Below are 24,162 nucleotides of genomic sequence, written 5' to 3'. Positions count from 1 at the left end.
AACGATTTGAATTGATTAAGCTCCCTTTTTAACCAGCTTGTATTCCAGCTTCGGCTTTCCGCGCACACCGCCATCGTTTGGATGGAAGTTCACAAACCGGAGTTTGTAGATATTTCCTGCCGGGTCTTTGATCAGGTAAAAACGATCTGTTTTCACGCCCTCAGGCCCGCCGGAAGTTACCCGCCATTTGGAACCGATCGCGTCAGCATCTTTGGAAAAGGTAATTCCCGCGAGGTTACTTTCGGCAAATGCATCGTAGGTCGCAGTGGCAGTGAGTACCTCGGCAGCTTCTACGTTCGCATGTTTGTTTGTGAAAACCAGGTCTGAAAATCCATAGGGAATCAGGCCGGTGCCGAAGTTGGTATAGTACATGCTATATCCCCATCGTAAATCCCATTTATCTTTCGCGGGCTCGACTTCGACCGCAGCGCCTTTTCCAAGAGATACATATTCGAAGTTGGAAGTCGCGTCCTTGTTTACATCAATCGTTTTAAATGTGGTCTCATTCAATTTGGCATATTGGACAGAATAGCCCGTTCCTTTTCGTACAATGCGGATTTTGTAGAGTTGGTCAGCGGGAAGTACGTTCGCAGTACCGCCTTTTCGGTTGAGGATGTACACTTTATTGTCCGCATCAGTAGCTGAAATTTCTTTGATTACAGTTTTGGTCAAATCGCCTTTGGCATCGTCAACCAGCGTTAGCTTGCCCTTTCCCTGACCAACTGCCAGCGAATCCGCAACAAAATCACCGGCTGTAACTGCATTGATATCCGATTTGTTAACCATTAATGCAGAAGCGCCATTTGTTCCATTGATGATCACGCGGAAATCAGTGCCGCTGTAAAAACCAAGATCCCAGCTGTCGCGCAGCACCGCGGTTTGGGTATTGCTGCTCAGATCGAGGAATACAGCATTAGCCGCGCTGCTTCCCGGTTCATCGTCGGCAATCCCGTTGAGCTGAATACTGGTACCTTCGGAAACAATTGCCTTGAAGCTAAGTTTGAGATCGGTAGCAGTGCCTGCCAATGCAGGTGCTCCTACTGAGGTGATCCTGAATGCAATATGCTCATCACCGTCCAGCAGAATGCCCGCTTTTTTGGTCACTTTAAAAGATACCGCAGACTGCCCGGCAGGTACCGACAGGGAAATTGCATTGTTGACTTCGGCCGGAGTGGTCGTAAATTCATTACCATACGTAAGCTGTGTGGGCGTAACTGAAACTGTGACCGGCGTAACTACGTCCACGGCACGCGAAAGCGTGATCCTGATCTCGGTCTCCTCTCCTTCAAACCCTTTTTCAGCACTTTCAAAACCGGCTACATTATCAGGAAGTGGCGGCTCGTCATCATTACATGCATTAAAGCTTCCCAGAAAGGCGATCAGCAACAGGGACTTAACTATTTTCTTCATTTTGGTTGGAGTTATGTAAAAGGGTATATGTTAATTTTTTGACCACTGAAAATTCAATCCGAGAAACCACGAGCGTCCATAAGACATAGGCACTGCCCCGCCGGTGCTATGCGCGTTGCCCGTATCTGTTGAGGTATTGTTGAGTGTGGTTACCCCGAGCAGGTTTTTCACGCCTCCGAGCAGGTTCACGTATTTGCCGAAAGCTTTGTTGATAGTAATGTCCGCCATGTGATAGCCTGCCGTTTCAGCCAGGTTGACGCTGATCAAATCAGCTGACTCGTAGTTGGGGAGCTTGCCGGTGTACTTGTAAAAAAGGTTGATCCCCGCACGGATTTTGGTAAAAGTGTACAGCAGGTTCGCATTGATTTCAGGCGACCATTCAAACTGCGGCAGTTCACCGTAAAGCTCCGGATCGGCAGAAAACTGGTTGTATCTTCCCACATAACTCGCTCCGATACTTGCCTGAATGTGTTTGGTAAATAGTTTATTGTCAATCGTAAAGCCGGTGGTTTTAAACAGATGGATGTTGAGATAAGTGGTCTTGCTGGCATCCTTCGGGTCAGTGGCAAAGCCAATCTGGTCGTGAAAAATGTTGTAAAAACCGCCTATTGTTGACGTTACGCGGAGATGCGCTTTGCTGGCAGCCTGCCAGACCAGGAATGAATTAAAGCTGTCGGAGTATTCGGCTTTGAGGTTTGTATTTCCAAAGATTTGATGGGATGCATCTACAAAATCAAAATACAGCTCGCGGAGTGCAGGAGAACGGAAGCCGCGGGCGTAACCGAAACGGTAATCAAGGTTTTTTGAAATCGTCAGCTTTCCATTCAGCGAAGGAATAACCGGCGGCGCGTCGTAGACAGAATTTTGAAGAAAGCGCAATCCGGGAGTAAGCCGGAGTACCTCTCCTATTTTCACTTCCGGCGCTATAAACAAAGCATATTCTCCGATAGTCGGCGAACCTGAAATTCTCGCCCCGGAACTTGCATTGTTTGAGAAATCAACCCCGGCCAGCACCGAAAATCCGTGGGATACCTTGTAAAAAGCAGTTCCCCGGAAGAATGTGGTCGTGAATACAGACTTATCCTGAGCGCCTGCGTCAAGCGACAGAGTGCGCCGGTCATTTGCATCGACGTTGGTAGTGAGTGTCCTGCGTGAATAATCGGTGTAAGACATCACCGCATTGAGGTTGAGCTTTTCACTTACCTTATATTCAGATTGTACCTGATGAAACCAGCGTTTGCTGATATAATCTTTATCAACAGCCGTTAATTCAACATTTCGTCTTCCGAAATACCGGATTGTTTCATCAGCCCCATTGAACCGGTACCAAACATTCCATTTGCTGCCCTGATACCTGGCTCCTGCCGTATAAAGCATCTGCTCCTTAGGCAGCCATTCTTTTTCCCGCCCGACCGCATTCCCCTGCCAGCCGCCAAAATTGTTCCGTGTCACATTGCCTGAAAATTGCAGGTTCTGGCTCTGCCAGGTCAGTCCAAGACTTTGATTGTGAGCACCCCTCTCCGTAAGCGGATCGTATTCTTTGCCGGCTGTTTCTTCCTGCAAACGCGCACTTACGATCATATTGGAACCGGAGTGGTTCTTTTTGGTAATAAGATTAATAACCCCGGCCAGCGCGTCGGTCCCGTACATCACCGACATCGGTCCTTCGACGATCTCTATACGTTCGATGCTGTTGATATCGATCTGGCCTAAACTCTCACGCGTGCTGCCCCGGTCCACCATCGGAATCCCGTCGAGCAGGACCTTCACATTTTGTCCGGACATGCCCATTAACTGAATGTCGCTGGTACCGAGGGTAAGGTCATTTGAAAACCGGATTCCCAGCTCCGTATTCAGAACAGCCTGCAAAGTGGTAGCCCCGCGCATTCTGATCCGCTCGCTGTCAATGGTACGAACCTGGTAAACCGAATTCCTAAGTGATTGAGGTTCAGACTGGCCTGTCACAACCATTTCCATCAATGCAAGCGGAGTTTCTGCTAATTGTATGTCAGAGAGCTGAATGGTCTTCCCCGCTTCAATCTGCACTTTGATCATTCTTTCCGCTTTCCCAATGCTTTTTACCACAAGCTGGTAGCTGCCTGCCGGTGCCTTCAAACTGAAAAAACCTGCACTGTCAGACTGGGTACCGTAGCTGGTCCCTTTGAGAAACAGGCTTACAGATGAAGCCGGAAGTCCGTCTTTTAAGATCAGTTTGCCCTCGATCACGCCATTTCCCACCTGCGCATAGGTATTGGCGATGCTGACCAGCAAGCACAAGACAGTAAAGATTGATCTCATCGGAGCTTGTTTAGACTAATTATGAATACAAATAAAATGTATTATTTAGACTAAATACAATTAATGAGAAAAATATTTAAGCTGGTGCATTTACAGCTCCTGAACGAAGCTGCCATTTTAAAGAAGTTACTTTATTTGGCGACTGCCTGTAATGTGACTGTTACAATATCTTTTAGTTTCCAGTCCTTTTCACCGAGTCTGTAGTCGAGCCGGTTGACCTCGAATGTGCTGGTAAGATTGTAGCTGCCGTCAGCATTCTTTTTTGCTTCAAAAGGCAGGGTAACTGTTTTGGAAACGTCGCGGATTGTAAGCGTACCGGTAGCCAGATAGCCACCCTCCTTTTTCCCGACGCGGGACGATTTGAAATGGATATCCGGATACTTTTCAACGTGAAAATACTTCTCGCTTTTCATATCCTTGTCGCGGGAATTATTCTTTGTATCAAAGGTGTTGGCCGCAATCTTAATGTCAAATGCGGCATTCTCCGGGCTTTTTTCATTGAAAACTGCTGTTCCTGTCGGAGCAGCAAAAGTCCCGTTGCAGGTACCGAGAATATATTTGACACTGAATTTTGTGCTTCCGGATACTATTCTGGAAGCCTGCGCATGCAGATTGGTGAACAATGCAGTAAGTAACAAAACAAGTAACCAGATCTTCAAAGCGCGCATGATACAAGCAAGTCTAAGGCATTATAATTCTTCCAGAAGCGATTCCCCGAAAGAGAGGTCACCGGAAGTCCACTGCCATTTTTCATGCATACGCAATTTTCCGTTCGGCAGTTGCTCGGGAGTTGATTTGCAGATGCCCGTTGTAATCTCGCCTTTGTCATTCACCTGGTGGTAGCGCATATCCAGGTGACCGGCTTCGTCCACCAATGCGATCAGGTGCCCGCTGATTATTCTGCCGCCTGAGTACGTGGAAGTAACGATGTTGCCGGCTTGCTTGTAAACAAACTGCATACTCAAATCCACCTCGCCGTTTTCAGTGTTTGAAAGTGGTATAAAAACTTTGTTATCGTAGTTGATCATAAAAAAGGAAGCTGTCTTACCGCGGCTCAATATAGCGATAAAGACAGCTTTAAGGCAAAAGATGCGCGCTCAGATCACAGAAGTAATCCACCACACATTTCCGCAGGGATCTGTTACGCCGCAGCTTCTTCCATAATCCTGATCTGCTGGTTCCATCATGCTCGTGGCACCCGATTCAAGCGCTTTCGCATAGGTTTCATCTGCATTTTCAACGTACACAAACAGGTTAGCAGGCTGGGCAGGCCACTCGCCGCGACTGTCGCAAAACATAATGGTACTCTCTCCTATCCGCACCTCTGCATGCTTGATCAGCGTTGGCTCGTCTTCCTGAAAATGGGTTGACACAACTTCGCCGTCCAAAACCTGGGTGACAAAATCCTGAAAACGAACGGCTTTGTCCAGCATTAAATAAGGCATCACCGCCTGGTGGCCATTTGGAATTTTTACAGTGCTCATGATTATTGGTTTATGTTTGGGACAAAACTAGGTCAGTGTTAAAACAGGAAATTGGAAAAACACGACATTAAACGTCGCGGTACTCTGTCGCTTCTGAATTTCCTGAAAAATAGCTGCCCGGATGCTCTCCCGAAAATGCCTTGAACTCGTGGATGAAATGCGATTGATCATAATAGCCAGCTTCGTAAGCGATTTCGGTCAGCGATTTGTTTCTGTCTCCATATGCATTCATTGCGGTATGAAAGCGTACAATGCGCGAAAAAAGCTTCGGGCTGAAACCTGAAAATGTTTTGAACTTACGTTCAAGCTGCCGGATCGATAAATTGTTCTGCGCCGCAAGCCCGGCCACGCTGGTAAGTCCGTTATTTTGAATTACCTGGTTGATCATCGCGAAAGCAGCAGGTTCCGGTTGTGCGCTTTTAAGCAAACACCTCCGCAGGAAGCGGCACATGATCGCAACCCTCACCTCGTTGTTTTCCGCGAGCATCATCTGTTCTTCCAGCTCCTCCCCTTTTTTACCAAGCAGTGTTTGCAGGTCAGGCATTTCATTGACCAGCTCGCAGGCAGGGATTTTGAATAAACCCGGCAATGCAAAAGGAAACAGGTACACGCCGAATATCCCGAAACTTTCGCCTATACAAAACCTGCGGAACTGTGAGGAAGGTCCGCTTAACCCGGATGTGAAGGAAAGCGCTGTCTTGCCGGATTGTGCTATTTCGTCAAATCTGCCCTGGTAATGGAAGATCAGCTCGGCGCAACCATCGGCCATTGTTTTATGGAAATAGGGCTTGCAGGCACTCACTTCATGTTCCAATACCCAGAAACACCTGATATAGGCGGCAAGGTCGGGAGGGGGTAAAATGGTGTAGTAATGCATGGAAGCCGGGCCTTTGATCTTATTAGTCTATAAATTCTATATAGAATAAAGAATATGATTATTAAATGAATTGAAATTTATATTTTTGAATTCTCTTTAATACATTTGACCAGGCGTAAGATAAGGTAAAATGTATCGGCAAGGCCGCTGAAAACGTTGAGTTTACAGTATTATAGTCTAATTGATTACCTATTTACTCAGTTTCTGTATGAAATTAGTGCCAATAGAAAAGCGTAGTGGGTTAACACGCGAGGAATTTATCGAAAATTACCTGAAACCAAGCAAGCCGGTGGTTTTTACGGATTTGGCAAAAGATTGGCCGGCAGTTCAGAAATGGACATTTGAGTGGTTGAGAGAGAATCACGGTAATCTGGATGTTCCCCTGGTTGACAACCATCTTCACGATGCAGATAAATATTTCCAGATTGCGAAAACAATGAAGTTTGGTGAGTATCTCTCGTTGATCGAGAAGGGACCAACCGACCTTCGTATTTTCCTTTTTGATATTTTCAAAAAAATCCCTGAGCTGGCAAACGATATCCGTTTTCCGACGATCATGGATGGATTCTTAAAATCTTACAAGTTTGTATTCTTCGGAGGTGAGGGATCCATTACCAGTCTGCACTACGATATGGACTGCTCCAATGTATTCCTGACGCAGTTCCAAACACGCAAGCAGATCATCCTGTTTTCTCCGGAAGAAAGCCGCAGGTTATACCACCACCCTTTTACGGTAATGAGCAAAGTAGATCCGCTTAATCCGGACTACGAGCGTTTTCCTGCATTGAAAGGCGCAGTGGGCCATGAAACTACATTGTACCACGGCGAAACGATCTTTATTCCTTCATTGTGGTGGCATTATATCCGTTATGTCGATGGTGGTTTCAGTCTTGCATTAAGAGCCAACAACTCCATTTTCACGGCTGTGAAAGGCGGCATGAACCTGGTTCGTCACACGTTTGTGGATAAAAGTATGACCAAGCTGCTGGGCCTTGAATGGCAGCACTGGAAAGAGAAAAAGGCTGTTGAAAACGCTGAAAGTGTTCTAAGACAAGCATAAGGCAGTTCCGGACGCATTTCAAAGAAACTAATCTATCTTTGAAATGCGTTATTTCCGGTACGGCCTAATATGCGTTATGAACTTCGAACTCACTTCCCAATACCAACCTACGGGTGATCAGCCCGACGCAATCGAACAACTTGTTCAAGGATTACAAGCTGGCGAACCAGCACAAACGTTACTAGGGGTAACCGGATCGGGCAAGACATTTACGGTCGCCAATGTAGTAGCCCGCGTCAACAAACCTACCCTGGTGCTCAGCCACAATAAAACCCTGGCAGCACAGCTTTACGGCGAATTCAAGCAGTTTTTCCCCAATAATGCAGTCGAGTACTTTATCAGTTATTATGACTACTACCAGCCGGAAGCTTTTATATCCACTACCAACACGTATATAGAAAAAGACCTGATGATCAATCAGGAAATCGAAAAGCTGCGGCTGCATACGGTTTCTTCATTGATGAGCGGTCGACGCGATGTTATTGTCGTGGCGTCGGTTTCGTGCATTTATGGTGCCGGTAACCCGCACGAATACAAGAAGAGCATTGTAAGTGCAAAGCTGGGCGATATTTTTAGCAGGAACCAGTTTTTGTTCAGACTGGTGGAAATCCTTTACAGCAGGACCGAACTGGAATTCAACCGGGGTAATTTCCGCGTCAAAGGCGATACTGTTGACGTTTATCCGGGGTATGCTGATTTTGCTTATCGCTTTATCTTTTTTGGAGATGAAATTGAGGAGATCCAGCGCATTGAGCCGGAAACAGGAAAAAAGATCTCGTCAGAAAAAGCAGTGGCCATATTTCCTGCCAACCTGTTTGTAACGGGCCGCGATGTACTTACGCAGTCGATTTCAGAAATACAGAATGATCTTGTGCAGCAAATTCAGTTCTTCACCAAAGAAGGCAGACTGGCAGAAGCGGAGCGCGTGAAGGAACGTACTGAATTTGATATGGAAATGATGCGCGAGCTGGGTTACTGCTCGGGTATCGAGAATTACTCGCGCTATTTCGACAGGCGACTGCCAGGCCAGCGGCCATTCTGCCTGCTAGACTATTTCCCTGACGATTTTTTAATGGTAGTGGACGAAAGCCACGTGACTATGCCGCAGATCCGCGCGATGTGGGGCGGCGACCGGTCCAGGAAAGAGGCTTTGGTAGAATACGGTTTCAGGCTTCCTTCTGCACTGGACAACCGGCCGCTTACATTCCAGGAGTTTGAAGATATGACACCGCAGACGATTTTCGTAAGTGCCACGCCGGCGGATTATGAGCTCAGGAAATCGGAAGGTGTAGTGGTAGAACAGATTATCCGCCCTACCGGACTACTGGATCCGGAAATCGAGGTCAGACCAAGTCTGAACCAGATCGATAATCTGCTCGAAGAAATCACTGAGCGGATCAAAATGGGCGATCGCGTTCTGGTAACCACGCTAACGAAAAGAATGGCCGAGGAGTTAAGCAAATACCTGGACCGCGTTGGTATCAAATGCCGGTACATCCACTCGGAGGTAAAAGCGCTGGACCGGGTTGAGATTTTGAGGGAGCTTCGGCTGGGTATATTTGATGTACTTGTGGGCGTAAACCTCTTGCGCGAAGGTCTGGATTTACCGGAAGTATCACTCGTAGCCATTATGGACGCGGATAAGGAAGGATTCCTGCGTGATACGCGCTCTATGATCCAGACGATCGGCCGCGCGGCGCGTAATGACCGCGGGAAGGTAATTATGTATGCTGATGTAATGACCGGGTCGATGCAGCTTGCGATCGATGAGACAAACCGTCGCCGCGCCATTCAGATGGAGTACAACTTTGAGAATGGCATTGTACCAAAAACGATCCTAAAATCGAAAGAAGCGATTATGGAGCAAACCTCGGTGGCTGATTCCAAAGTGCGGAAAGTGTACGTAGAACCGCAGGAAATTAGGATCGCAGCTGATCCGGTGGTACAGTATATGGGTAAAAACGATCTGCAAAAACTCATCGCAGAAACCCAGCGAAAAATGGAAGCTGCAGCCAAAGACATGGACTTCCTGGAAGCTGCCAGGCTGCGCGACGAGTTGTTACAGCTCAAAGAAAAGGTAAAAGAAGAACAATGAGAATGCTAGATTCTATTTAGCATTCTCCTCTTCAAACAACTCCAATACTTCCGCCCAGCTGTTTACCCGGCGATGTTTATCGATACCCGCATTATGTGATGCCGAGAAAAGGATCGGCGTTCCCTTGCAGAAGTCTAGGTTTTTCAAATGATCGTCGATCAGGTAATCAGTGTTGATCACGCTTTTATCACCGCAAAAAACAATGTTTCTCCAATGAATGGACGGAAAATGTTCACCCAGCCAATCGTGTTTTTCAAGAAGTGAATTCGGGAACTCCATCGCGGCAGATACGATGTAAATCTCATAGTTTTCCTGCAATTTCAGGATAGCCTCCTGAGCGCCCGCGATCACCGGAGCGTTACGGAAAAATCCAGGTTGGTACAGCAAACCCCAGGCAGCTACCGGATCGGGAAATGCCTGATCTTCGGGGATACCGAGCATTGCTTCCCGGCTTACTCTTACTCCAAAAGCCTTCTCGTAAGCGTTAATCCAATTAATTTCAATGTCAACGAGGACATTGTCCATATCTACTGCAATCGATTTCCTGTTCATTTATAAGCTATGTTTCTTGTCCAAAAGTACATAAGGTGCAGGTACTATTAAACAATTCTGCAACTCAGGTGATAAAATTGAGCGCCCGAACTTGCTACCATTCTGATCCGGGCGCTGCGATTTACATCCGGCTAATCTTTGTCATCCGGTAATACCTGCTCTGTTTTAAAGAATGGATCGTCCATCATTTTTGTCTCCTGATTGATTGCATTCGCAAAACCAAGCATATAGGCCATAGCCAGTCGGCGCAACCATTTTCTTGCGCTGCTAAAATATTTTCCCGCATTCATTCCCCAGATTTTATAAATGGATACTTACCGTTTCCAAAACTGAAAACGGCATAAATGTGTACGCGCTGGCGAGAATGCCAGGCGTAGCAACAGAACAATACAGATTGTTCAGGATCTGGAAAAAACCGGAACCGGCAGGTGGAGAATTCGGCAGTATAGCTGCGAGTTGATCTGCCGGAGTTTGTAGAGAATGGACAAAAAGATAACAGCAAGCAGCTTGTACCGCGTGTTTGTTGCTCTTGCAAATTGAAATAAGAAAGCTAAGCTAAACCTGTTTATTCCTGCTTTTACGGAAGCTCTAACAGAAGTAGCTGAGCGGAAAAGGCTGATGGTTATACCAGCAGTTTGCCGCGCTTCCGCTGTATATACCTGCTCTGTGCGGAAAGCACCGCTGTATGCTGCATCCCGAAAGAGGGAGCTCCCGGTAGATAAAACCACCAGAAAGAGCCACTTTAAAAGTGTTGGCCGCGTAGTTAATATGTTGAAAAGTGCCTGCATTATTTGGCCGCCATTCTGATCGCCCCGTCGAGGCGGATTACTTCTCCATTGAGCATTGGATTCTCAACGATTGATTTAGCTAGCAACGCATATTCCGATGGCCTTCCGAGACGGGATGGAAATGGAATCTGCTGTCCAAGCGAAAGCCTGGCTTCCTCCGGTAATCCGAGCATCAGAGGCGTTTCAAAAAGGCCCGGAGCAATCGCCATGACGCGAATCCCCGACCTGGCAAGATCACGTGCTACCGGCAATGTCATACTGACAATGCCGCCTTTACTTGCCGCATAAGCTACCTGCCCCATTTGTCCATCATAAGCCGCAACAGACGCTGTATTGATAATAACGCCGCGTTCGCCTTCTTCATTCGGCTCATTTTTCTCCATAACAAATGCAGCCAGGCGCATCACATTGAAGGTACCAATGAGGTTGGTGCGAATTGTTTTTTCAAAAATTTCCAGGGAATGCGGTCCGTAAACACCGTCATTTTTGCCGACGATCTTTCGGGCGGGAGCAACACCCGCACAATTGACAACTATGTGAATGTTACCAAATCTTCCCAGCGCTAAGTCCAACGCATTCTGCACTTCGCTTTCACTGGAAACGTCCGTTTTTACAAACACAACCTGACCGGCGAATGCCGCTTCGAGGCTTTGTCCGGCCGCTTCATTGAGATCCAGGATCACCACATTAGCACCTGCCTGTACGAATAAGCGTACTGTCGCTTCTCCTAGTCCGGAGGCGCCGCCGGTAACCAATGCTGTTGTGTCTTTGAGCTGCATGCTTATTCCATTTAGTCTTGCCAAGCGCATTAACTGCTTCTATCACATGCTTGTGAGAAGTACGAATCTAAGAATTTTTCTCATTATACCTTAAAAACGAAGAGGGCAACTCCGTATGGAATCGCCCTCTTCTCAGTTCATGGAATGGTACTTTTTACTTCTTTTTAGCGCCTGCAAGGCTTGGCTCTTTTGATATCACGATCAGATCAGCCAGCATGCGACCGGTTTCGGTCAGATATATGTCTTTTTTCTTTTTCGCCTCTTTTGGAGCTTCTACCGCTTTCGAGTCTTCATCTTCGTCTCCGTCAGTTGCATCTTCTCCCAGCTGTTTCATTGCCGCTCTTTTTTTCTCGGCTTCGTCTCTTTCGATTTTACGTTTCGATTCCTGCAGTGATACCACCTTGTTTTCGCGGGCTTCCTTGAACTCCTGCAACGTTTTTGCAAGTGTTTTCAATTCATCATCCGTTTTCAACCGATGCTTGTACTTATCGCGCAGCTGCTCGATCATCTTTGGATTAACGCTATTGGTAACCTCGTATTTCGATGATGGAATCTGATCCCATGGCAATGCACTTGGCTGAGAACCTTCACCGTATTCATTTTCTTTAAATGCGGTTGGTAATTCCAGATCTGGCATAACGCCTTTTAGCTGCGTGCTGCTTCCATTGATTCGGTAAAACTTAGCAACCGTCAATTTCACCTGACCAAGCTGGTCAGTTTCTTTTGGTACCCATTGGTTAAGATCGATCAAAGTTTGAACCGTTCCTTTACCGTAAGTCTGCTCACCAACAATAATTCCGCGTTTGTAATCCTGAATAGCTGCGGCAAAGATTTCGGAAGCAGAAGCACTAAACCGGTTTACCATTACCGCCATTGGTCCATCGTAAGCAATAGCAGGATCATTGTCTGACTGAACCTCAATCTCGCCCTGACCTTCTTTCACCTGAACAACAGGACCTCTGTTAATAAACAAGCCAGTAAGAGAAACAGCCTCTGTCAACGAGCCACCACCATTATTACGCAAGTCGATCACGATACCATCTACATTAGAAGCCTGCAACTCGGTAATCAGCTTTTGTACGTCACGCGTAGTACTTGAAAATTCCTTTTCTCTGTGTTGAGCTCCTTCAAAATCGCGATAGAACAATGGAATGTCGATCACACCGATTTTGAAAGTTTTGTTCGCGTTGTTGATCGAAACGATTTCGCTCTTGGCGCGTTGCTCTTCCAGTTTAATTTTCTCACGAACAAGACGGTATTCTTTAGGAGGAGTTCCTGGCAATGCGTCGGCGGAGATTACCTGCAGACGAACCACGGTAGATTTTGGCCCTTTGATCAGCTTCACAGCGTCGTCAACGAACCAGCCGATGATATCCACCATTTTACCCTCGTCACCCTGCGCTACCGCCACAATCTTATCCTCTTTCTTAAGCTGCTTTCCTTTGAATGCTGGTCCGCCAGGAATTACATCTTTGATCTTGATGTAATTATCTTCTTCTCCAAGCAGTGCACCGATACCTTCAAGTGACTGGCTCATTTCCTGCTTGAAACGATCCGCAGAGGTAGGCGCCATATAGCTGGTATGCGGATCCATTGACTCTGCATACGCATTCATATACATCTGAAAAACCTGCTCGGTACGGATACGGCCCAATGCGCGGTCGCGGTTTTTGTACCGATCACGCAGGGTGGTAATTACTGCAGTATCCGCTTTTCCGGAGAGTTTAAGGTCAAGTGCCTCGCTTTTCAGGTATTTTCTCCAAGTGTCATTCAGCTCGTCAGTACTTTTTGCCCAAGTTGCTTTTTCACGGTCAGTGTCCATTGATTCGTCTGTTGTAAAATCAAAAGGTTTCGCCTGACCTAGCAAATTCTGGATATACTCGCTTCTTTCCTTGTAGCGCTTTCTGAAAACGTTATAGATCTGGAAGGGGACATCCAGCTCTCTCTTCTGCAGATAATCATCAAACTGATCTTTATACTGCTCGAATTGCTTCATATCCTCGGCCAGGTAATACAGCTTACCATGGTCGATTCCGTCGATATACTTGTCGAAAATCGCCTCGGATAACGAATCGTTCAGCTTGGTTTTTCTATAATGATAACTTGACAAAATACGTGTAGTCAACTCCTCCGCCTTGTATTGAGCAGGGATTGGCTTGATGTCATCTTCCATTGATGACGTTCCAACAGCAGGTACTGTTGCCGTATGATCCTGAACAGGGCCCCGCTGCCATCCGAGCAACACAACCGGTATAAGAGTGATTAAGTACTTTCTCATTATCGCACGTTTTCCTATTTAATTATTTCTAGTAATTCGACCTCGAAAACCAATGCTGAATAAGCTGGTATCTGAGGTCCCGCGGCCCGCTCTCCGTACGCAAGCTGATAAGGAATGTATAGCTTCCATTTTGATCCGACCGGCATTAATTGAAGTGCTTCCGTCCAACCTTTTATCACGCCATTTACCGGAAACTCAACGGGTTCCCCCCTGTCGACCGAACTGTCAAAAACCGTTCCATTGGTCAGAGTTCCGTGGTAATGCGTTTTTACTTTATCAGTTGCAGCAGGTTTCGGACCGTCGCCGGTTTTGATCACTTCATATTGCAATCCGCTTTCAGTGGTTGTCACACCTGTTCTTTTCTTGTTTTCTGCCAGGAATTTTTCTCCCTCAATCCGAACAACTGCTCCTTTTTCTTCCATCATTTTTTGAAAATAGCTTCCTATAAATGCATTGGCATCCTCAGGTGAGAACGTAGTTTTGCTACCTTTGAGCGCTGCATTGATTGTTCTCGTAAGTACCTCGGTATTGATGCCTGACACTCCCTGTGAGGATAGCGAATTGGCAAAGCTTACTCCAATTGCCGCTGACAAAGAATCCATCTGAGTTTTGAGTACTAAAGGCGTTGTTGCTGCTTTTGCTGGTGCTGCCGGCGCCTTCTTTACAGCCGCAGCTGGTTTGGTCGTTTTCTTGATAGTCTGTGTGTTGCCTTCCGTTGTTACAAATGCGCCTAATAACAACGCTGCCAAAATGGTTTTTTCTAATTTGTACATTATACTGATTGATGGACGATAAAATAAACTTTTCAGATGTAAGTGGTATTAACGAATTCAATTACAACAAAAACACAATTAGTACCTAAAAAAGTTTTAAAAATGTTCCTTATAGCTTACAAACGGTAAATCGTGTCTAAAAGGGCATTCAGGCTTGATACTTGGAATAATCTAATTTTACGGGACCGTACTTTCTCCTTAATTATACTATTCAGAACATACTGTTTTTACCAAAATTAAACACTACCTTTGCGGCAGTTTTCAAAAACTTACTACTATACTCTAAATAAGTCAATTATACTATGGTATCTGTTAGACCGGATGAAGTTTCGGCTATCCTGCGCGAACAACTCGCAGGCGCCAGATCAGAAGCAGAGCTCGAAGAAGTAGGGACAGTTCTTCAGGTTGGTGACGGTGTTGCCCGTATTTATGGTCTCTCTCAGGTACAGGCAGGTGAGCTGCTTGTGTTCGAAACAGGGCTGAAAGCCTTGGCTCTTAACCTGGAAGAAGATAATGTCGGCGCCGTATTGCTTGGAGATTTCAGCGACATTAAGGAAGGTGCAACAGTAAAGCGTACGAAAGAAATCGCCTCTGTAAAAGTGGGTGACGGAATCATAGGCCGTGTTGTAAATACCCTCGCTGAACCTATTGACGGAAACGGCCCTATTCTGGGGGAAGTTTACGAAATGCCTATCGAGCGTAAAGCGCCTGGTGTTATTTACCGTCAGCCGGTAACTGAGCCTCTGCAGACAGGTATCAAAGCGATCGACGCGATGATCCCCATCGGCCGCGGTCAGCGCGAGCTGATTATCGGTGACCGTCAGACTGGTAAAACAGCTGTGGCAATCGATACGATTATCAATCAAAAAGAATACTTCGACAAAGGCGAGCCGGTTTACTGTATTTACGTAGCCTGCGGTCAGAAAGCTTCCACTATCAAAGGAATCGAAGCTACACTTCGCAAGTATGGTGCAATGGATTACACCGTAATCGTTGCAGCTGGTGCTTCTGATCCTTCGCCAATGCAATTTTATGCGCCATTTACAGGTGCTGCGATCGGTGAATATTTCCGTGATACAGGTCGTCCTGCTTTGGTTATTTACGATGACCTTTCAAAACAAGCGGTAGCTTACCGCGAAGTTTCCCTGCTGCTTCGTCGCCCTCCGGGCCGTGAAGCTTATCCAGGAGACGTATTCTATCTCCATAGCCGCCTTTTGGAACGTGCTGCAAAAGTGATCGCTGATGACAGCATCGCAAGAAACATGAACGACCTTCCTCCTTCATTGAAAAATGTGGTAAAAGGTGGTGGTTCACTCACAGCTCTTCCAATTATCGAAACACAGGCTGGTGACGTTTCTGCTTACATTCCTACCAACGTAATTTCGATTACTGACGGGCAGATCTTCCTTGAATCCAACCTGTTCAACTCTGGTATCCGTCCTGCGATCAACGTAGGTATCTCGGTATCACGTGTGGGTGGTAATGCTCAGATCAAATCAATGAAGAAAGTATCTGGTACCCTTAAACTGGACCAGGCGCAGTTCCGCGAGCTTGAAGCTTTTGCGAAATTCGGATCTGACCTTGATGCTGCTACCAAGCTTGCGATCGACCGTGGTCGTCGTAACCAGGAAGTTTTGAAACAGCCTCAGTATGCACCAGTTCCTGTTGAAATGCAGGTTGCTACCGTATATGCTTCTACAAAAGGATTGCTGGATTCAGTGGACGTGAACAAAGTGAAAGAGTTTGAGACAGACTTCCTCACCGTTCTTAGCGGCCAGCACAAAGAGGCACTTGCTGCATTGCGTGCAGGTAAGCTGGACAACAGCGTTACTGACGTGATCGAAAAAGTAGCCAGAGAAGTTGCTGTTAAATATCACTAAGTCTTAAAAAGGGAGCAGGATCTCTGCTCCCTTTTCCAAATATCAACCCCCGGCATCGACCGGATATGTTTTAAACTTCCAAATAATGGCAAGCTTAAAAGAAGTACGTAGCCGCATTGTGTCGGTTAACTCTACGCAGCAGATCACCAAAGCAATGAAGATGGTTGCTGCGGCAAAACTGCGCAGGGCTCAGGATGGTATCTTACAAATGCGCCCTTATGCCCAGAAACTGAGTGAAATGCTCGCAACTGTTTCTGCCGGAGCCGAAAGTTCCGGGGATAGCCCATTGAAAACAGTACGTCCGGTGGAGAAGGTTTTGATCGTAGTGATCACCTCCGATCGCGGACTGTGCGGTGCATTCAACACCAACATCATTAAAGCAACACTTGCGCTGATCGAGCAGAGGTATGCTGAGCAGGCACGCAAAGGAAATGTTGAGATTTTCGCAATTGGCAAGAAAGGCGCTGAGTCGCTGAGCCGTCGCGGACTTCTTGTTAATATTGGTTACACAGACCTTTTTGGAAGACTAAGCTTTACAAATGTAAAACTGGCAGCCGAAGAGATCATGAAAGCATTCACCGATGGACGCTTTGATGCAGTGGACCTTGTATACAATGAATTTAAAAACGTAGCTACGCAGATCATTCACGCAGACCGGTACCTGCCGATCCCAAATGAAGATAAAAGCGCTAAAACGACAAAAGCTGAGGTTAACTATATCTTCGAACCTACTGAGGAAGAGATTTTAACCGAGCTTATTCCAAAGTCATTGAAAATCCAGCTGTACCGTGCTGTTTTGGAATCCAACGCTTCTGAACAGGGCGCGCGGATGACGGCAATGGACAAAGCAACTGAAAATGCGCAGGAACTTCTTAAAGATCTCAGACTGGTTTACAACCGTACCCGCCAGGCGGCGATTACCAAGGAAATCCTTGAAATCGTAGGTGGTGCCGAAGCATTGAAGAACTAAATAGCAGTAAACTGCACTAATTCAAACGAGCGAACAAGCACTGTTCGCTCGTTTTTTTGTTGCTATATTTAACCACTAACAACAACAACCATGTAAATCATGACGAACAGACTAGTTAAAACCATATTCCTGCTCCTGATTCTCTCTGGCATTTTTACGAGTGTTCAGGCGCAGAGCGTGGATGAGATTGTTTCGAAACATATTAATGCAATGGGTGGTGAGGATAAGCTGTCCAAATTGCAAAGCATGAAAATCACGGCCGAAATGGATGTGATGAACATGAAAGTACCTATCAATACCACTATCGTTCAGAACCAGGCTTTCAGAAGCGAGACTGTGGTACAAGGTTCTACTATTGTGCAGGCTATCAATGGAAATACCGGCTGGACGATTAACCCGATGACAGGCGAGACAAAACCAACTGCATTGCCCGAAGAAGCGGTGAAGTCAATGGCGTCGGAAACTGACATTACAGGTTTATATAACTACAAACAGAAAGGCTACCAGCTGACATTGGATGGAGAGGAAGATTTAGCTGGTGCGAAGGTATACAAGGTGACGATGACCTTGAAAAATGGTGTAAAAAGGGTTAACTATATCTCCAAAGACACATTTTACATCCTGAAAATTGTGGCGAAGACGAATATTAACGGCCAGGATATTGAATCTGAAAACATGCAGTCTGACTTCCGGCAGGTGGATGGAATATACTACCCCTTTACTTCGGAGGTTTCAACATCCGCAATGCCTGGCACTAAGATGGCATTGCACATCAAGACGCTCGAAGTGAACCCAAAAATTGACCCCGCGATTTTCGAAATGCCGAAGTGACCTGGTAAGACATCACAAAAAAATCCCGGACATTGTTCGGGATTTTTTTGTGTGTTTGAAACTATTATTCGTATTTACATGTATATACATTAAATGTTATTACATACATCAAAAACACTACCGTTATGGCTACCACAAAATGGGTGATTGACCCAACACATTCAGAAATTCAGTTTAAGGTAAAACACCTTGTAATTTCAACAGTTACAGGTTATTTCAGAACCTTTGAAGGATCAGTTGAAACTGAGACCGAGGACTTTGACGGAGCGACTGTTAACTTTTCAGCAGATACTGCGAGCGTTGACACCAACCAGGCGCAACGCGACGAGCACTTGAAGTCAGGTGATTTTTTCGAATCGGAAAAACACCCTAAACTTTCCTTTACCGGCAAACTTGCCAAAACAGGATCTGAGAGCTACACACTTAAAGGAGATCTGTCTGTAAAAGGGATTACCAAGCCTTTTGAATTTGCGGTAGAGTACGGTGGTAACATGACAGACTTTTACGGAAATAATAAATCCGGTTTTGAAGTAACAGGCAAAATCAACCGTAAGGAATTTGGCCTGGAATGGAGTGCAGTCACAGAAGCTGGCGGCGTGGTTGTTGGTGATGAAGTTAAATTGATCGCTAACATCCAAGTAGTTAAGCAATAAGATATATCAGTAAACCAGTCTCTTCAACAAGCGTGGACATTTATTTGTCCCGCTTTTTTTATTTTCAGCCTGTTGAGATAGCCAAACACGGATTTTACCGTATTGCAAATTTCGTATAGGGGTAAAACGTCTTTGTATCGTCAATAAGTTATTACTTTTGGCAAAAAAAGACTTCACCTTGATCATTGAGACACGCGCTTACGCCCGGGCAGGGCTACTGGGCAATCCATCTGACGGTTTTTTCGGAAAAACAATTTCCATTTCGGTCAGGAACTTCGGTGCCTCCATTTCGCTCTACGAATCTCCGGAACTACATATAGAAGCCCAGCCGCAGGATCTGAGCACATTCCGTAGCATTTTCCACCTGCGTGACACAGTAAGCATGCTGGGTTATAATGGCGGTATTCCATTAATCAAAGCAGGCATCAAGAAGTTTGGCGATTACTGCGAAGAGCAGGGAATCAGGCTGCCGAACAGGAACTTCACAGTGCGCTACCGCTCATCCATTCCGAGACAAGTGGGGATGTCGGGTTCCAGCGCGATTGTCGTTGCGCTTTTCCGCGCTTTGATGCAGTTCTATAAGGTTGAAATCCCACTGGAAATCCTGCCGCAGCTTGTTATGGTCACCGAAACCGAAGAACTGGGCATTACCGCAGGGTTGCAGGATCGTGTTATCCAATGTTACGAAGGTTGTGTGTATATGGATTTCGACAAAACAATGATCGAACAAAAAGGCCACGGACTTTATGAACGCATTAATCCGGAACTCCTGCCCAAACTTTACGTCGCCTATAACACCAATCTCAGCAAGGTTTCGGGCAAGGTACACAGCGATGTCCGCACAAGATTCGACCGCGGAGAAGCGCACGTTATCGATATCCTGGGGCAGATTGCCGGAAAAGCTGAACAGGGACGACAAGCTTTGCTGGAAGGCAGGGCCGATGACCTGCACCAGTTGATGAATGAAAACTTTGATCTTCGCTGTCAGATTTACAATGTACCCGACTCAAATAAAAGGCTGATCAATGCGGCCAGAGCTTGTGGCGCGTCAGCTAAATTTGCCGGATCCGGAGGCACAATCATTGGCATTTACCGCGACGACGATATGCTCAACCAGCTTTTTGTACAATTAAAAAAGCATAACGCACGTGTCATAAAGCCGTTCGTAGTTTAAATCAGCTATCAGCTATCAGCTATCAGCTAAGAATATCTGGCTCGAAGCTTTTACTTATAATTTCATAGAGAATACGCCTGCATAGGCAGAAATTTATCACTTAAAAAAGCCGGAAGCCGAAAGCCGACGGCCGAAAGCCAACATATGATTCGCAAAGCCGTAATACCTGCTGCCGGACTTGGAACCCGGTTTTTACCAGCTACCAAATCGATGCCGAAGGAAATGCTTCCCATTATCGACATCCCGACCATCCAATATGTAGTTCAAGAGGCTGTTGATTCCGGTATAGAAGATATTCTGATCATTTCGGGAAAGGGTAAGCGGGCCATCGAAGACCATTTTGACCGGAACGTAGAGCTGGAAACGAGGCTGGAAGAAAAAGAAGACCTGCTTTGGTTTAATGAAATGCGCCGATTGGCAGATATGGCAAATGTGCATTTTGTCCGCCAAAAGGAAGCAAATGGCTTGGGCGATGCAATTTATTATGCACGTCACCACGTGGGCAATGAACCGTTTGCGGTTTTGCTTGGGGATACGATCATGGATTCGGTTATTCCTGTCACGCAGCAGCTGATGGACACTTACGAGCAATACGGAGGTTCGGTAATCGCAGTGGAACAGGTACCGGCCAATAAGGTTAACCGGTACGGAATTGTAGGCGGAAAAACGTTAAGCGACTCCATCATGGAGCTTTCTACGCTGGTTGAGAAACCCGCGATCGAATCTGCTCCTTCGAACCTGGCGATTGCAGGCCGCTACATTCTGACTCCTGAGATTTTTAATACCATTGAGCAAACTCCCAAAGGGAAGAACAACGAAATTCAGCTAACAGACTCACTGCTGCTACTTTTGAAGCGTGAAAATATTTATGCGCACCACATTGAAGGTAAGCGTCACGATATCGGTGACAAGCTGGATTATCTCAAAACAACCGTTGAATTTGCATTAAAAAGAAAAGAGTTTGCAGAGCCTTTCCGCGAATTCCTGATCCGCATTCTTGAAAAATAAACCAGAACTATTCTGATTGATCATGGGAAAACACATCATTGTAAGCGGAGCAACGGGCAACCTGGGCAAAGTAGTTGCCGGGAAACTGATCAGTCTGGGTTATGGTTTGCATATCAATTTGAGAAACACAACAAAAGCCGGCGACTTTGATCCGGCTTTTGTTTCAACTTACGAAGCTGATCTCACTAAGCCTGAACAGGCAGAAGCGTTTGCTGCAAATGCAGTAGCGAAAGCTGGCAGGATCGATGCAGCCGTTTTACTGGCCGGCGGATTTGCTCCCGGAAAGCTGGAAGCGACCACATTGCAGGATATTGAGAAGATGATCAGCATGAATTTTCTGACCGCATTCAACCTGATTAAACCTCTTAAAGCGCATTTTGAGGAAAATGGTGGAGGACAGTTCATTCTGGTCGGTGCCCGGCCGGCGCTTGTACCTGATCAGGGCGCGGGCAGTTTTGCTTATGCTTTATCAAAATCGTTGCTTTTTCAAACGGCGGATGTGATCAATGCAGAAAGCAAGAAAAGCAATATCTCCGCTTCGGTCGTTGTTCCAAGTATCATTGACACGCCCGATAACCGGGAAGCAATGCCTGGTTCTGATTTTACGAAGTGGATCTCTCCGAAAGATATGGCCGAAAGTATCGCGTTTATCCTGAGCGAAACCGGAAGTAAAATGAAAGAAACGGTGTTGAAACTATACCATCAGGCTTGATTACTGTTTTTTAAGCTCGTAATCAATCTCGATCACACGCATTCCTTTTTTGTCAACTTCACCGATCGAGACCCGCTCCACATTCCCGGCTTTTTCCCTGAGCTCCGCCTCTGCCGCTTTCTGGCTTTTGATCTTTCTCCCGTTTAAGTAATAGATCGTGCTGTCAGGCGGGTATCCAAATGCATCAAAGCGCCGCAATGTAACCGGAACGTGCAGCTTTCCTGTTTCCCCGGCAACATTCTGGTCGACCACCTGCACGGGAGCAACGTGGTCAAATATCTCGCGCCGGTCTCCCCGGATTTGCTCGTATGTTGGGAAACTATCCCCCTTCTTCGACTTCTGCGCATTCGCTTTCGGGACATACAATATTGCCGCAAGCAGGACACAAACAATAAGTACGTAGCTTTTCATAGTTTCAGGTTAGTATATCAAATGACACTTTGATTATCCAGCAATGCAATTTTCACCTGCGTAATCGTACTCCGCTGTTTTTTTAAGACAGTAAATTCATAATTGCGGGTCTTGAATTTCTCGCCGACAGAAGGTATCCTGCCAAATTTCCAGATCAGATAACCTGCCAAAGTCTCGTATTCACTTCCTTTTGACAAATCGTGCGGCAAACGTTCGTTCAGGTCTTCAATGGAAATGGAACCGAGTACAATGAAGCTCTTATCACCCTCATTTTTGATGATCGGTGTTTCATTATCGTATTCATCCTGGATTTCGCCGACCAGTTCTTCCAGTATATCTTCCATTGTGATAATCCCGTCGATCCCGCCATATTCATTGACAATAGCGGCCATTTGCTGACGGTTAACCTGAAAATCCCGAAGTAATGCACCAATCGGTTTTGAACCATGTACGGTGGAAATCGGTCTTACCAGCTCCTGGAGTACGATATCTTTTCCCTGCCGCATTTTCAACAGCAGATCTTTTAAATGCAGCACGCCCACGATCTGATCGAGGGTATCTTCATAAACCGGAATTCTTGAGTAGCCTTCTTCAATGATCTTTTCCAGCTTTTCTTCATCAAAATCGTTGATATCAACGCCTACGATCTGCGGACGCGGAATCATAACCTGCCGCGCCAGCCGCTCTGAAAAATCGAATGCATTCTTGATCAGGTCGTAATCGGCAGCTTCGATCATTCCGCTTTCCTTTTGCTGCTGGACCAGATACCGGAGCTCGTCGCTGCTATGCACGTCGCTTCCGTGGGATGGTGTGATACCGATTGTTTTCAGGATAAAGTTGGCAATGCCGTTAAGCATCCAGACGATTGGCCTGAAAATCAAAAAGAAGATGTGCAATGGATACGACAAAACCAATGTAGTTGCCTCCGGCCGCTGAATGGCGATGGACTTAGGCGCAAGCTCGCCGAAAACAATATGGAGTACGGTGATAATAGCAAATGCGGTTGGCAATGCGATCTGATGTGCGAGCACAGGATCCAGTGAGATACCGACTAGCTCCATTGCGCCGATCAGGATTTTGGAAACAACAGGCTCTCCTATCCAGCCCAATCCAAGGCTTGCCAGTGTGATCCCGAACTGGGTAGCGGCCAGGTATCCGTCTAGGTTGGCTACGATTTGTTTAGACAAAATCGCCATTTTATTCCCCTCCTGCGCCTTTTGCTCTAACTGGGAAGCCCGGATCTTGACGATTGCAAACTCAGCTGCAACAAAAAAACCATTGAGGAGCACAAGCACCAACGTAATTAAAACCTGTATAGCCATTAACTTGGAAGTAGACGTTTTTATGTTCGTTTATCCTGCATGTTAACAAAAAATTGTTCCATTGAGAAATTGAAGACGCCCGCATGCAAACTGAGCAGAATCCTTTTCTAACTTTTTCTTTTGATTGTAACACATAACCTTATGTGTTACTTTTGAACATAGCATGATCATTCATTTCAGGCATAAAGGTTTGAGATTATTCTTTGAAAACGATAATCCAGCCAAGTTGCAAGCACACCACATTGAACGGATAAGAAGAATTTTGTACCGATTAGATGAAGCCGGCTCGATCGAAGACATGGACGTTGTTGGCTGGGCATTGCACCCGTTAAAGGGCTCTTTACGAGATTTCTGGTCTGTTAGAGTCGACGGTAATTGGAGGATTATCTTTCGGTTTGAAGATGGGAATGCCTCTGAAGTAGATTATCTCGATTACCACTAAGTTAAAATGATGATGAAACGCGGTATGATGCCTCCACATCCAGGCTCAATGATAAGGGATGTAATCGAAGGAATTAAGCAAGAGACTGGACACGATCTCACGATTCGTCAGATTGCCGAAGGGCTTGGTATAACGGCAAAAACACTCTCAAATATCTTAAATGAGCATCAGGGAGTTAGTTCCGAGATGGCAGTACGCTTATCGGAAGCATTTGGCTCTACTCCTGAATTCTGGTTGAAGCTCCAAAGAGATTACGAACTTTGGCATGCAGAAAAGAAAATAAATCGAGCAGATATAAAACACTTTCTACCTGGCGGCAGAGAGCAGTTTAGATCTGCATCATAAAAGAAAATCAAGAATAATAG

Annotated in this window: 24 protein-coding genes; 11 read left to right on the top strand and 13 right to left on the bottom strand. The window is 46.1% G+C overall.

The window, feature by feature from the left end; all coding sequences use genetic code 11:
* Positions 1-15 precede the first annotated feature (15 nt).
* The 6 genes from ASG33_RS04375 to ASG33_RS04350 form a co-directional block, all read right to left on the bottom strand.
* A complete protein-coding gene (locus ASG33_RS04375; RefSeq protein ID WP_056280784.1) occupies positions 16-1,410 on the bottom strand; it encodes an HmuY family protein in 1,395 nt (464 codons plus the stop codon).
* A 30-nt stretch (positions 1,411-1,440) separates the two neighbouring features.
* Entirely contained in the window at positions 1,441-3,708 is a 2,268-nt protein-coding gene (locus ASG33_RS04370) for a TonB-dependent receptor domain-containing protein (protein WP_082489082.1), read from the bottom strand.
* Positions 3,709-3,839: 131 nt separating this feature from the next.
* Positions 3,840-4,376, bottom strand: coding sequence for a YceI family protein (locus ASG33_RS04365; protein ID WP_056280782.1), 537 nt, complete (start codon positions 4,374-4,376; stop codon positions 3,840-3,842).
* A gap of 21 nt (positions 4,377-4,397) precedes the next feature.
* A complete protein-coding gene (locus ASG33_RS04360) occupies positions 4,398-4,736 on the bottom strand; it encodes a hypothetical protein (RefSeq protein WP_056280780.1) in 339 nt (112 codons plus the stop codon).
* Positions 4,737-4,805: 69 nt separating this feature from the next.
* Positions 4,806-5,192, bottom strand: a complete 387-nt coding sequence (locus ASG33_RS04355; RefSeq protein ID WP_056280778.1) for a glyoxalase/bleomycin resistance/extradiol dioxygenase family protein — start codon at positions 5,190-5,192, stop codon at positions 4,806-4,808.
* A gap of 67 nt (positions 5,193-5,259) precedes the next feature.
* A complete protein-coding gene (locus ASG33_RS04350) occupies positions 5,260-6,069 on the bottom strand; it encodes a helix-turn-helix domain-containing protein (protein WP_056280777.1) in 810 nt (269 codons plus the stop codon).
* A 208-nt stretch (positions 6,070-6,277) separates the two neighbouring features.
* Between ASG33_RS04350 and ASG33_RS04345 the strand changes: the two genes are divergently transcribed.
* Both ASG33_RS04345 and uvrB read left to right on the top strand, forming a co-directional pair.
* Complete coding sequence (locus ASG33_RS04345; protein ID WP_056280774.1) at positions 6,278-7,129, top strand: cupin-like domain-containing protein; 852 nt, start codon at positions 6,278-6,280, stop codon at positions 7,127-7,129.
* Between the two features lie 76 nt (positions 7,130-7,205).
* Positions 7,206-9,224 carry an excinuclease ABC subunit UvrB gene (gene uvrB, locus ASG33_RS04340; protein WP_056280772.1) on the top strand — a complete coding sequence of 673 codons (2,019 nt, stop codon included), beginning with the start codon at positions 7,206-7,208 and terminating at the stop codon, positions 9,222-9,224.
* A 12-nt stretch (positions 9,225-9,236) separates the two neighbouring features.
* Here the strand turns inward: uvrB and ASG33_RS04335 are convergent, their stop codons facing one another.
* The 5 genes from ASG33_RS04335 to ASG33_RS04315 all read right to left on the bottom strand — a co-directional run bounded on the left by ASG33_RS04335 (position 9,237) and on the right by ASG33_RS04315 (position 14,394).
* On the bottom strand, positions 9,237-9,776 hold the full coding sequence (locus ASG33_RS04335; RefSeq protein ID WP_056280771.1) for a 5' nucleotidase, NT5C type: 540 nt from the start codon (positions 9,774-9,776) through the stop codon (positions 9,237-9,239).
* Between the two features lie 131 nt (positions 9,777-9,907).
* Entirely contained in the window at positions 9,908-10,066 is a 159-nt protein-coding gene (locus tag ASG33_RS25715; RefSeq protein WP_157474572.1) for a hypothetical protein, read from the bottom strand.
* Between the two features lie 497 nt (positions 10,067-10,563).
* A complete protein-coding gene (locus tag ASG33_RS04325; RefSeq protein ID WP_056280766.1) occupies positions 10,564-11,343 on the bottom strand; it encodes a 3-hydroxyacyl-CoA dehydrogenase in 780 nt (259 codons plus the stop codon).
* 154 nt (positions 11,344-11,497) lie between these two features.
* The gene (locus ASG33_RS04320) at positions 11,498-13,621 is read right to left on the bottom strand and encodes a carboxy terminal-processing peptidase (protein WP_056280764.1); all 2,124 of its coding nucleotides are present in this window, start codon (positions 13,619-13,621) and stop codon (positions 11,498-11,500) included.
* A 14-nt stretch (positions 13,622-13,635) separates the two neighbouring features.
* Positions 13,636-14,394 carry an FKBP-type peptidyl-prolyl cis-trans isomerase gene (locus ASG33_RS04315; RefSeq protein ID WP_056280762.1) on the bottom strand — a complete coding sequence of 253 codons (759 nt, stop codon included), beginning with the start codon at positions 14,392-14,394 and terminating at the stop codon, positions 13,636-13,638.
* A 302-nt stretch (positions 14,395-14,696) separates the two neighbouring features.
* Here ASG33_RS04315 and atpA point away from each other — a divergent pair, with 302 nt between their 5' ends.
* From atpA to ASG33_RS04280, 7 genes are all read left to right on the top strand, one after another.
* Complete coding sequence (gene atpA, locus ASG33_RS04310) at positions 14,697-16,274, top strand: F0F1 ATP synthase subunit alpha (protein ID WP_056280760.1); 1,578 nt, start codon at positions 14,697-14,699, stop codon at positions 16,272-16,274.
* 85 nt (positions 16,275-16,359) lie between these two features.
* Positions 16,360-17,244 carry an ATP synthase F1 subunit gamma gene (atpG, locus tag ASG33_RS04305; protein ID WP_056280758.1) on the top strand — a complete coding sequence of 295 codons (885 nt, stop codon included), beginning with the start codon at positions 16,360-16,362 and terminating at the stop codon, positions 17,242-17,244.
* 99 nt (positions 17,245-17,343) lie between these two features.
* Positions 17,344-18,075 (top strand): outer membrane lipoprotein-sorting protein, encoded by a 732-nt coding sequence (locus ASG33_RS04300; RefSeq protein WP_056280756.1) that lies wholly within the window; start codon positions 17,344-17,346, stop codon positions 18,073-18,075.
* 125 nt (positions 18,076-18,200) lie between these two features.
* Positions 18,201-18,728 (top strand): YceI family protein, encoded by a 528-nt coding sequence (locus ASG33_RS04295; protein ID WP_056280754.1) that lies wholly within the window; start codon positions 18,201-18,203, stop codon positions 18,726-18,728.
* A 178-nt stretch (positions 18,729-18,906) separates the two neighbouring features.
* On the top strand, positions 18,907-19,902 hold the full coding sequence (locus tag ASG33_RS04290) for a mevalonate kinase (RefSeq protein WP_056283243.1): 996 nt from the start codon (positions 18,907-18,909) through the stop codon (positions 19,900-19,902).
* Between the two features lie 144 nt (positions 19,903-20,046).
* Positions 20,047-20,910 (top strand): UTP--glucose-1-phosphate uridylyltransferase GalU, encoded by an 864-nt coding sequence (gene galU, locus ASG33_RS04285; RefSeq protein WP_056280752.1) that lies wholly within the window; start codon positions 20,047-20,049, stop codon positions 20,908-20,910.
* Between the two features lie 22 nt (positions 20,911-20,932).
* Entirely contained in the window at positions 20,933-21,622 is a 690-nt protein-coding gene (locus ASG33_RS04280) for an SDR family NAD(P)-dependent oxidoreductase (protein ID WP_056280749.1), read from the top strand.
* Here the strand turns inward: ASG33_RS04280 and ASG33_RS04275 are convergent, their stop codons facing one another.
* Together ASG33_RS04275 and ASG33_RS04270 are read right to left on the bottom strand one after the other, a co-directional pair.
* Positions 21,623-22,033: a hypothetical protein gene (locus ASG33_RS04275; RefSeq protein WP_056280747.1), complete on the bottom strand. Its 411-nt coding sequence runs from the start codon at positions 22,031-22,033 to the stop codon at positions 21,623-21,625.
* A 17-nt stretch (positions 22,034-22,050) separates the two neighbouring features.
* Positions 22,051-23,355: a hemolysin family protein gene (locus tag ASG33_RS04270; protein WP_056280746.1), complete on the bottom strand. Its 1,305-nt coding sequence runs from the start codon at positions 23,353-23,355 to the stop codon at positions 22,051-22,053.
* 163 nt (positions 23,356-23,518) lie between these two features.
* On the opposite strand from ASG33_RS04270, the gene ASG33_RS04265 reads away from it, so the two are divergent.
* Positions 23,519-23,797, top strand: coding sequence for a type II toxin-antitoxin system RelE/ParE family toxin (locus tag ASG33_RS04265; RefSeq protein WP_056280744.1), 279 nt, complete (start codon positions 23,519-23,521; stop codon positions 23,795-23,797).
* A 6-nt stretch (positions 23,798-23,803) separates the two neighbouring features.
* Positions 23,804-24,142, top strand: a complete 339-nt coding sequence (locus ASG33_RS04260; protein WP_310589170.1) for a HigA family addiction module antitoxin — start codon at positions 23,804-23,806, stop codon at positions 24,140-24,142.
* Positions 24,143-24,162 lie beyond the last annotated feature (20 nt).

The sequence above is a fragment of the Dyadobacter sp. Leaf189 genome (assembly GCF_001424405.1).
GTDB lineage: Bacteria > Bacteroidota > Bacteroidia > Cytophagales > Spirosomataceae > Dyadobacter.
The sequence above is the reverse complement of the archived record's forward strand: the minus strand, read 5'-3'. Positions and strand labels throughout refer to the sequence as shown.

Bases quoted from the DNA above. Each gene is read 5' to 3' on its own strand.
- ASG33_RS04375 (WP_056280784.1), bottom strand. From the start codon at position 1,410: ATGAAGAAAATAGTTAAGTCCCTGTTGCTGATCGCCTTTCTGGGAAGC.
- ASG33_RS04370 (WP_082489082.1), bottom strand. From the start codon at position 3,708: ATGAGATCAATCTTTACTGTCTTGTGCTTGCTGGTCAGCATCGCCAAT.
- ASG33_RS04365 (WP_056280782.1), bottom strand. From the start codon at position 4,376: ATGCGCGCTTTGAAGATCTGGTTACTTGTTTTGTTACTTACTGCATTG.
- ASG33_RS04360 (WP_056280780.1), bottom strand. From the start codon at position 4,736: ATGATCAACTACGATAACAAAGTTTTTATACCACTTTCAAACACTGAA.
- ASG33_RS04355 (WP_056280778.1), bottom strand. From the start codon at position 5,192: ATGAGCACTGTAAAAATTCCAAATGGCCACCAGGCGGTGATGCCTTAT.
- ASG33_RS04350 (WP_056280777.1), bottom strand. From the start codon at position 6,069: ATGCATTACTACACCATTTTACCCCCTCCCGACCTTGCCGCCTATATC.
- ASG33_RS04345 (WP_056280774.1), top strand. From the start codon at position 6,278: ATGAAATTAGTGCCAATAGAAAAGCGTAGTGGGTTAACACGCGAGGAA.
- uvrB (WP_056280772.1), top strand. From the start codon at position 7,206: ATGAACTTCGAACTCACTTCCCAATACCAACCTACGGGTGATCAGCCC.
- ASG33_RS04335 (WP_056280771.1), bottom strand. From the start codon at position 9,776: ATGAACAGGAAATCGATTGCAGTAGATATGGACAATGTCCTCGTTGAC.
- ASG33_RS25715 (WP_157474572.1), bottom strand. From the start codon at position 10,066: ATGAATGCGGGAAAATATTTTAGCAGCGCAAGAAAATGGTTGCGCCGA.
- ASG33_RS04325 (WP_056280766.1), bottom strand. From the start codon at position 11,343: ATGCAGCTCAAAGACACAACAGCATTGGTTACCGGCGGCGCCTCCGGA.
- ASG33_RS04320 (WP_056280764.1), bottom strand. From the start codon at position 13,621: ATGAGAAAGTACTTAATCACTCTTATACCGGTTGTGTTGCTCGGATGG.
- ASG33_RS04315 (WP_056280762.1), bottom strand. From the start codon at position 14,394: ATGTACAAATTAGAAAAAACCATTTTGGCAGCGTTGTTATTAGGCGCA.
- atpA (WP_056280760.1), top strand. From the start codon at position 14,697: ATGGTATCTGTTAGACCGGATGAAGTTTCGGCTATCCTGCGCGAACAA.
- atpG (WP_056280758.1), top strand. From the start codon at position 16,360: ATGGCAAGCTTAAAAGAAGTACGTAGCCGCATTGTGTCGGTTAACTCT.
- ASG33_RS04300 (WP_056280756.1), top strand. From the start codon at position 17,344: ATGACGAACAGACTAGTTAAAACCATATTCCTGCTCCTGATTCTCTCT.
- ASG33_RS04295 (WP_056280754.1), top strand. From the start codon at position 18,201: ATGGCTACCACAAAATGGGTGATTGACCCAACACATTCAGAAATTCAG.
- galU (WP_056280752.1), top strand. From the start codon at position 20,047: ATGATTCGCAAAGCCGTAATACCTGCTGCCGGACTTGGAACCCGGTTT.
- ASG33_RS04280 (WP_056280749.1), top strand. From the start codon at position 20,933: ATGGGAAAACACATCATTGTAAGCGGAGCAACGGGCAACCTGGGCAAA.
- ASG33_RS04275 (WP_056280747.1), bottom strand. From the start codon at position 22,033: ATGAAAAGCTACGTACTTATTGTTTGTGTCCTGCTTGCGGCAATATTG.
- ASG33_RS04270 (WP_056280746.1), bottom strand. From the start codon at position 23,355: ATGGCTATACAGGTTTTAATTACGTTGGTGCTTGTGCTCCTCAATGGT.
- ASG33_RS04265 (WP_056280744.1), top strand. From the start codon at position 23,519: ATGATCATTCATTTCAGGCATAAAGGTTTGAGATTATTCTTTGAAAAC.
- ASG33_RS04260 (WP_310589170.1), top strand. From the start codon at position 23,804: ATGATGATGAAACGCGGTATGATGCCTCCACATCCAGGCTCAATGATA.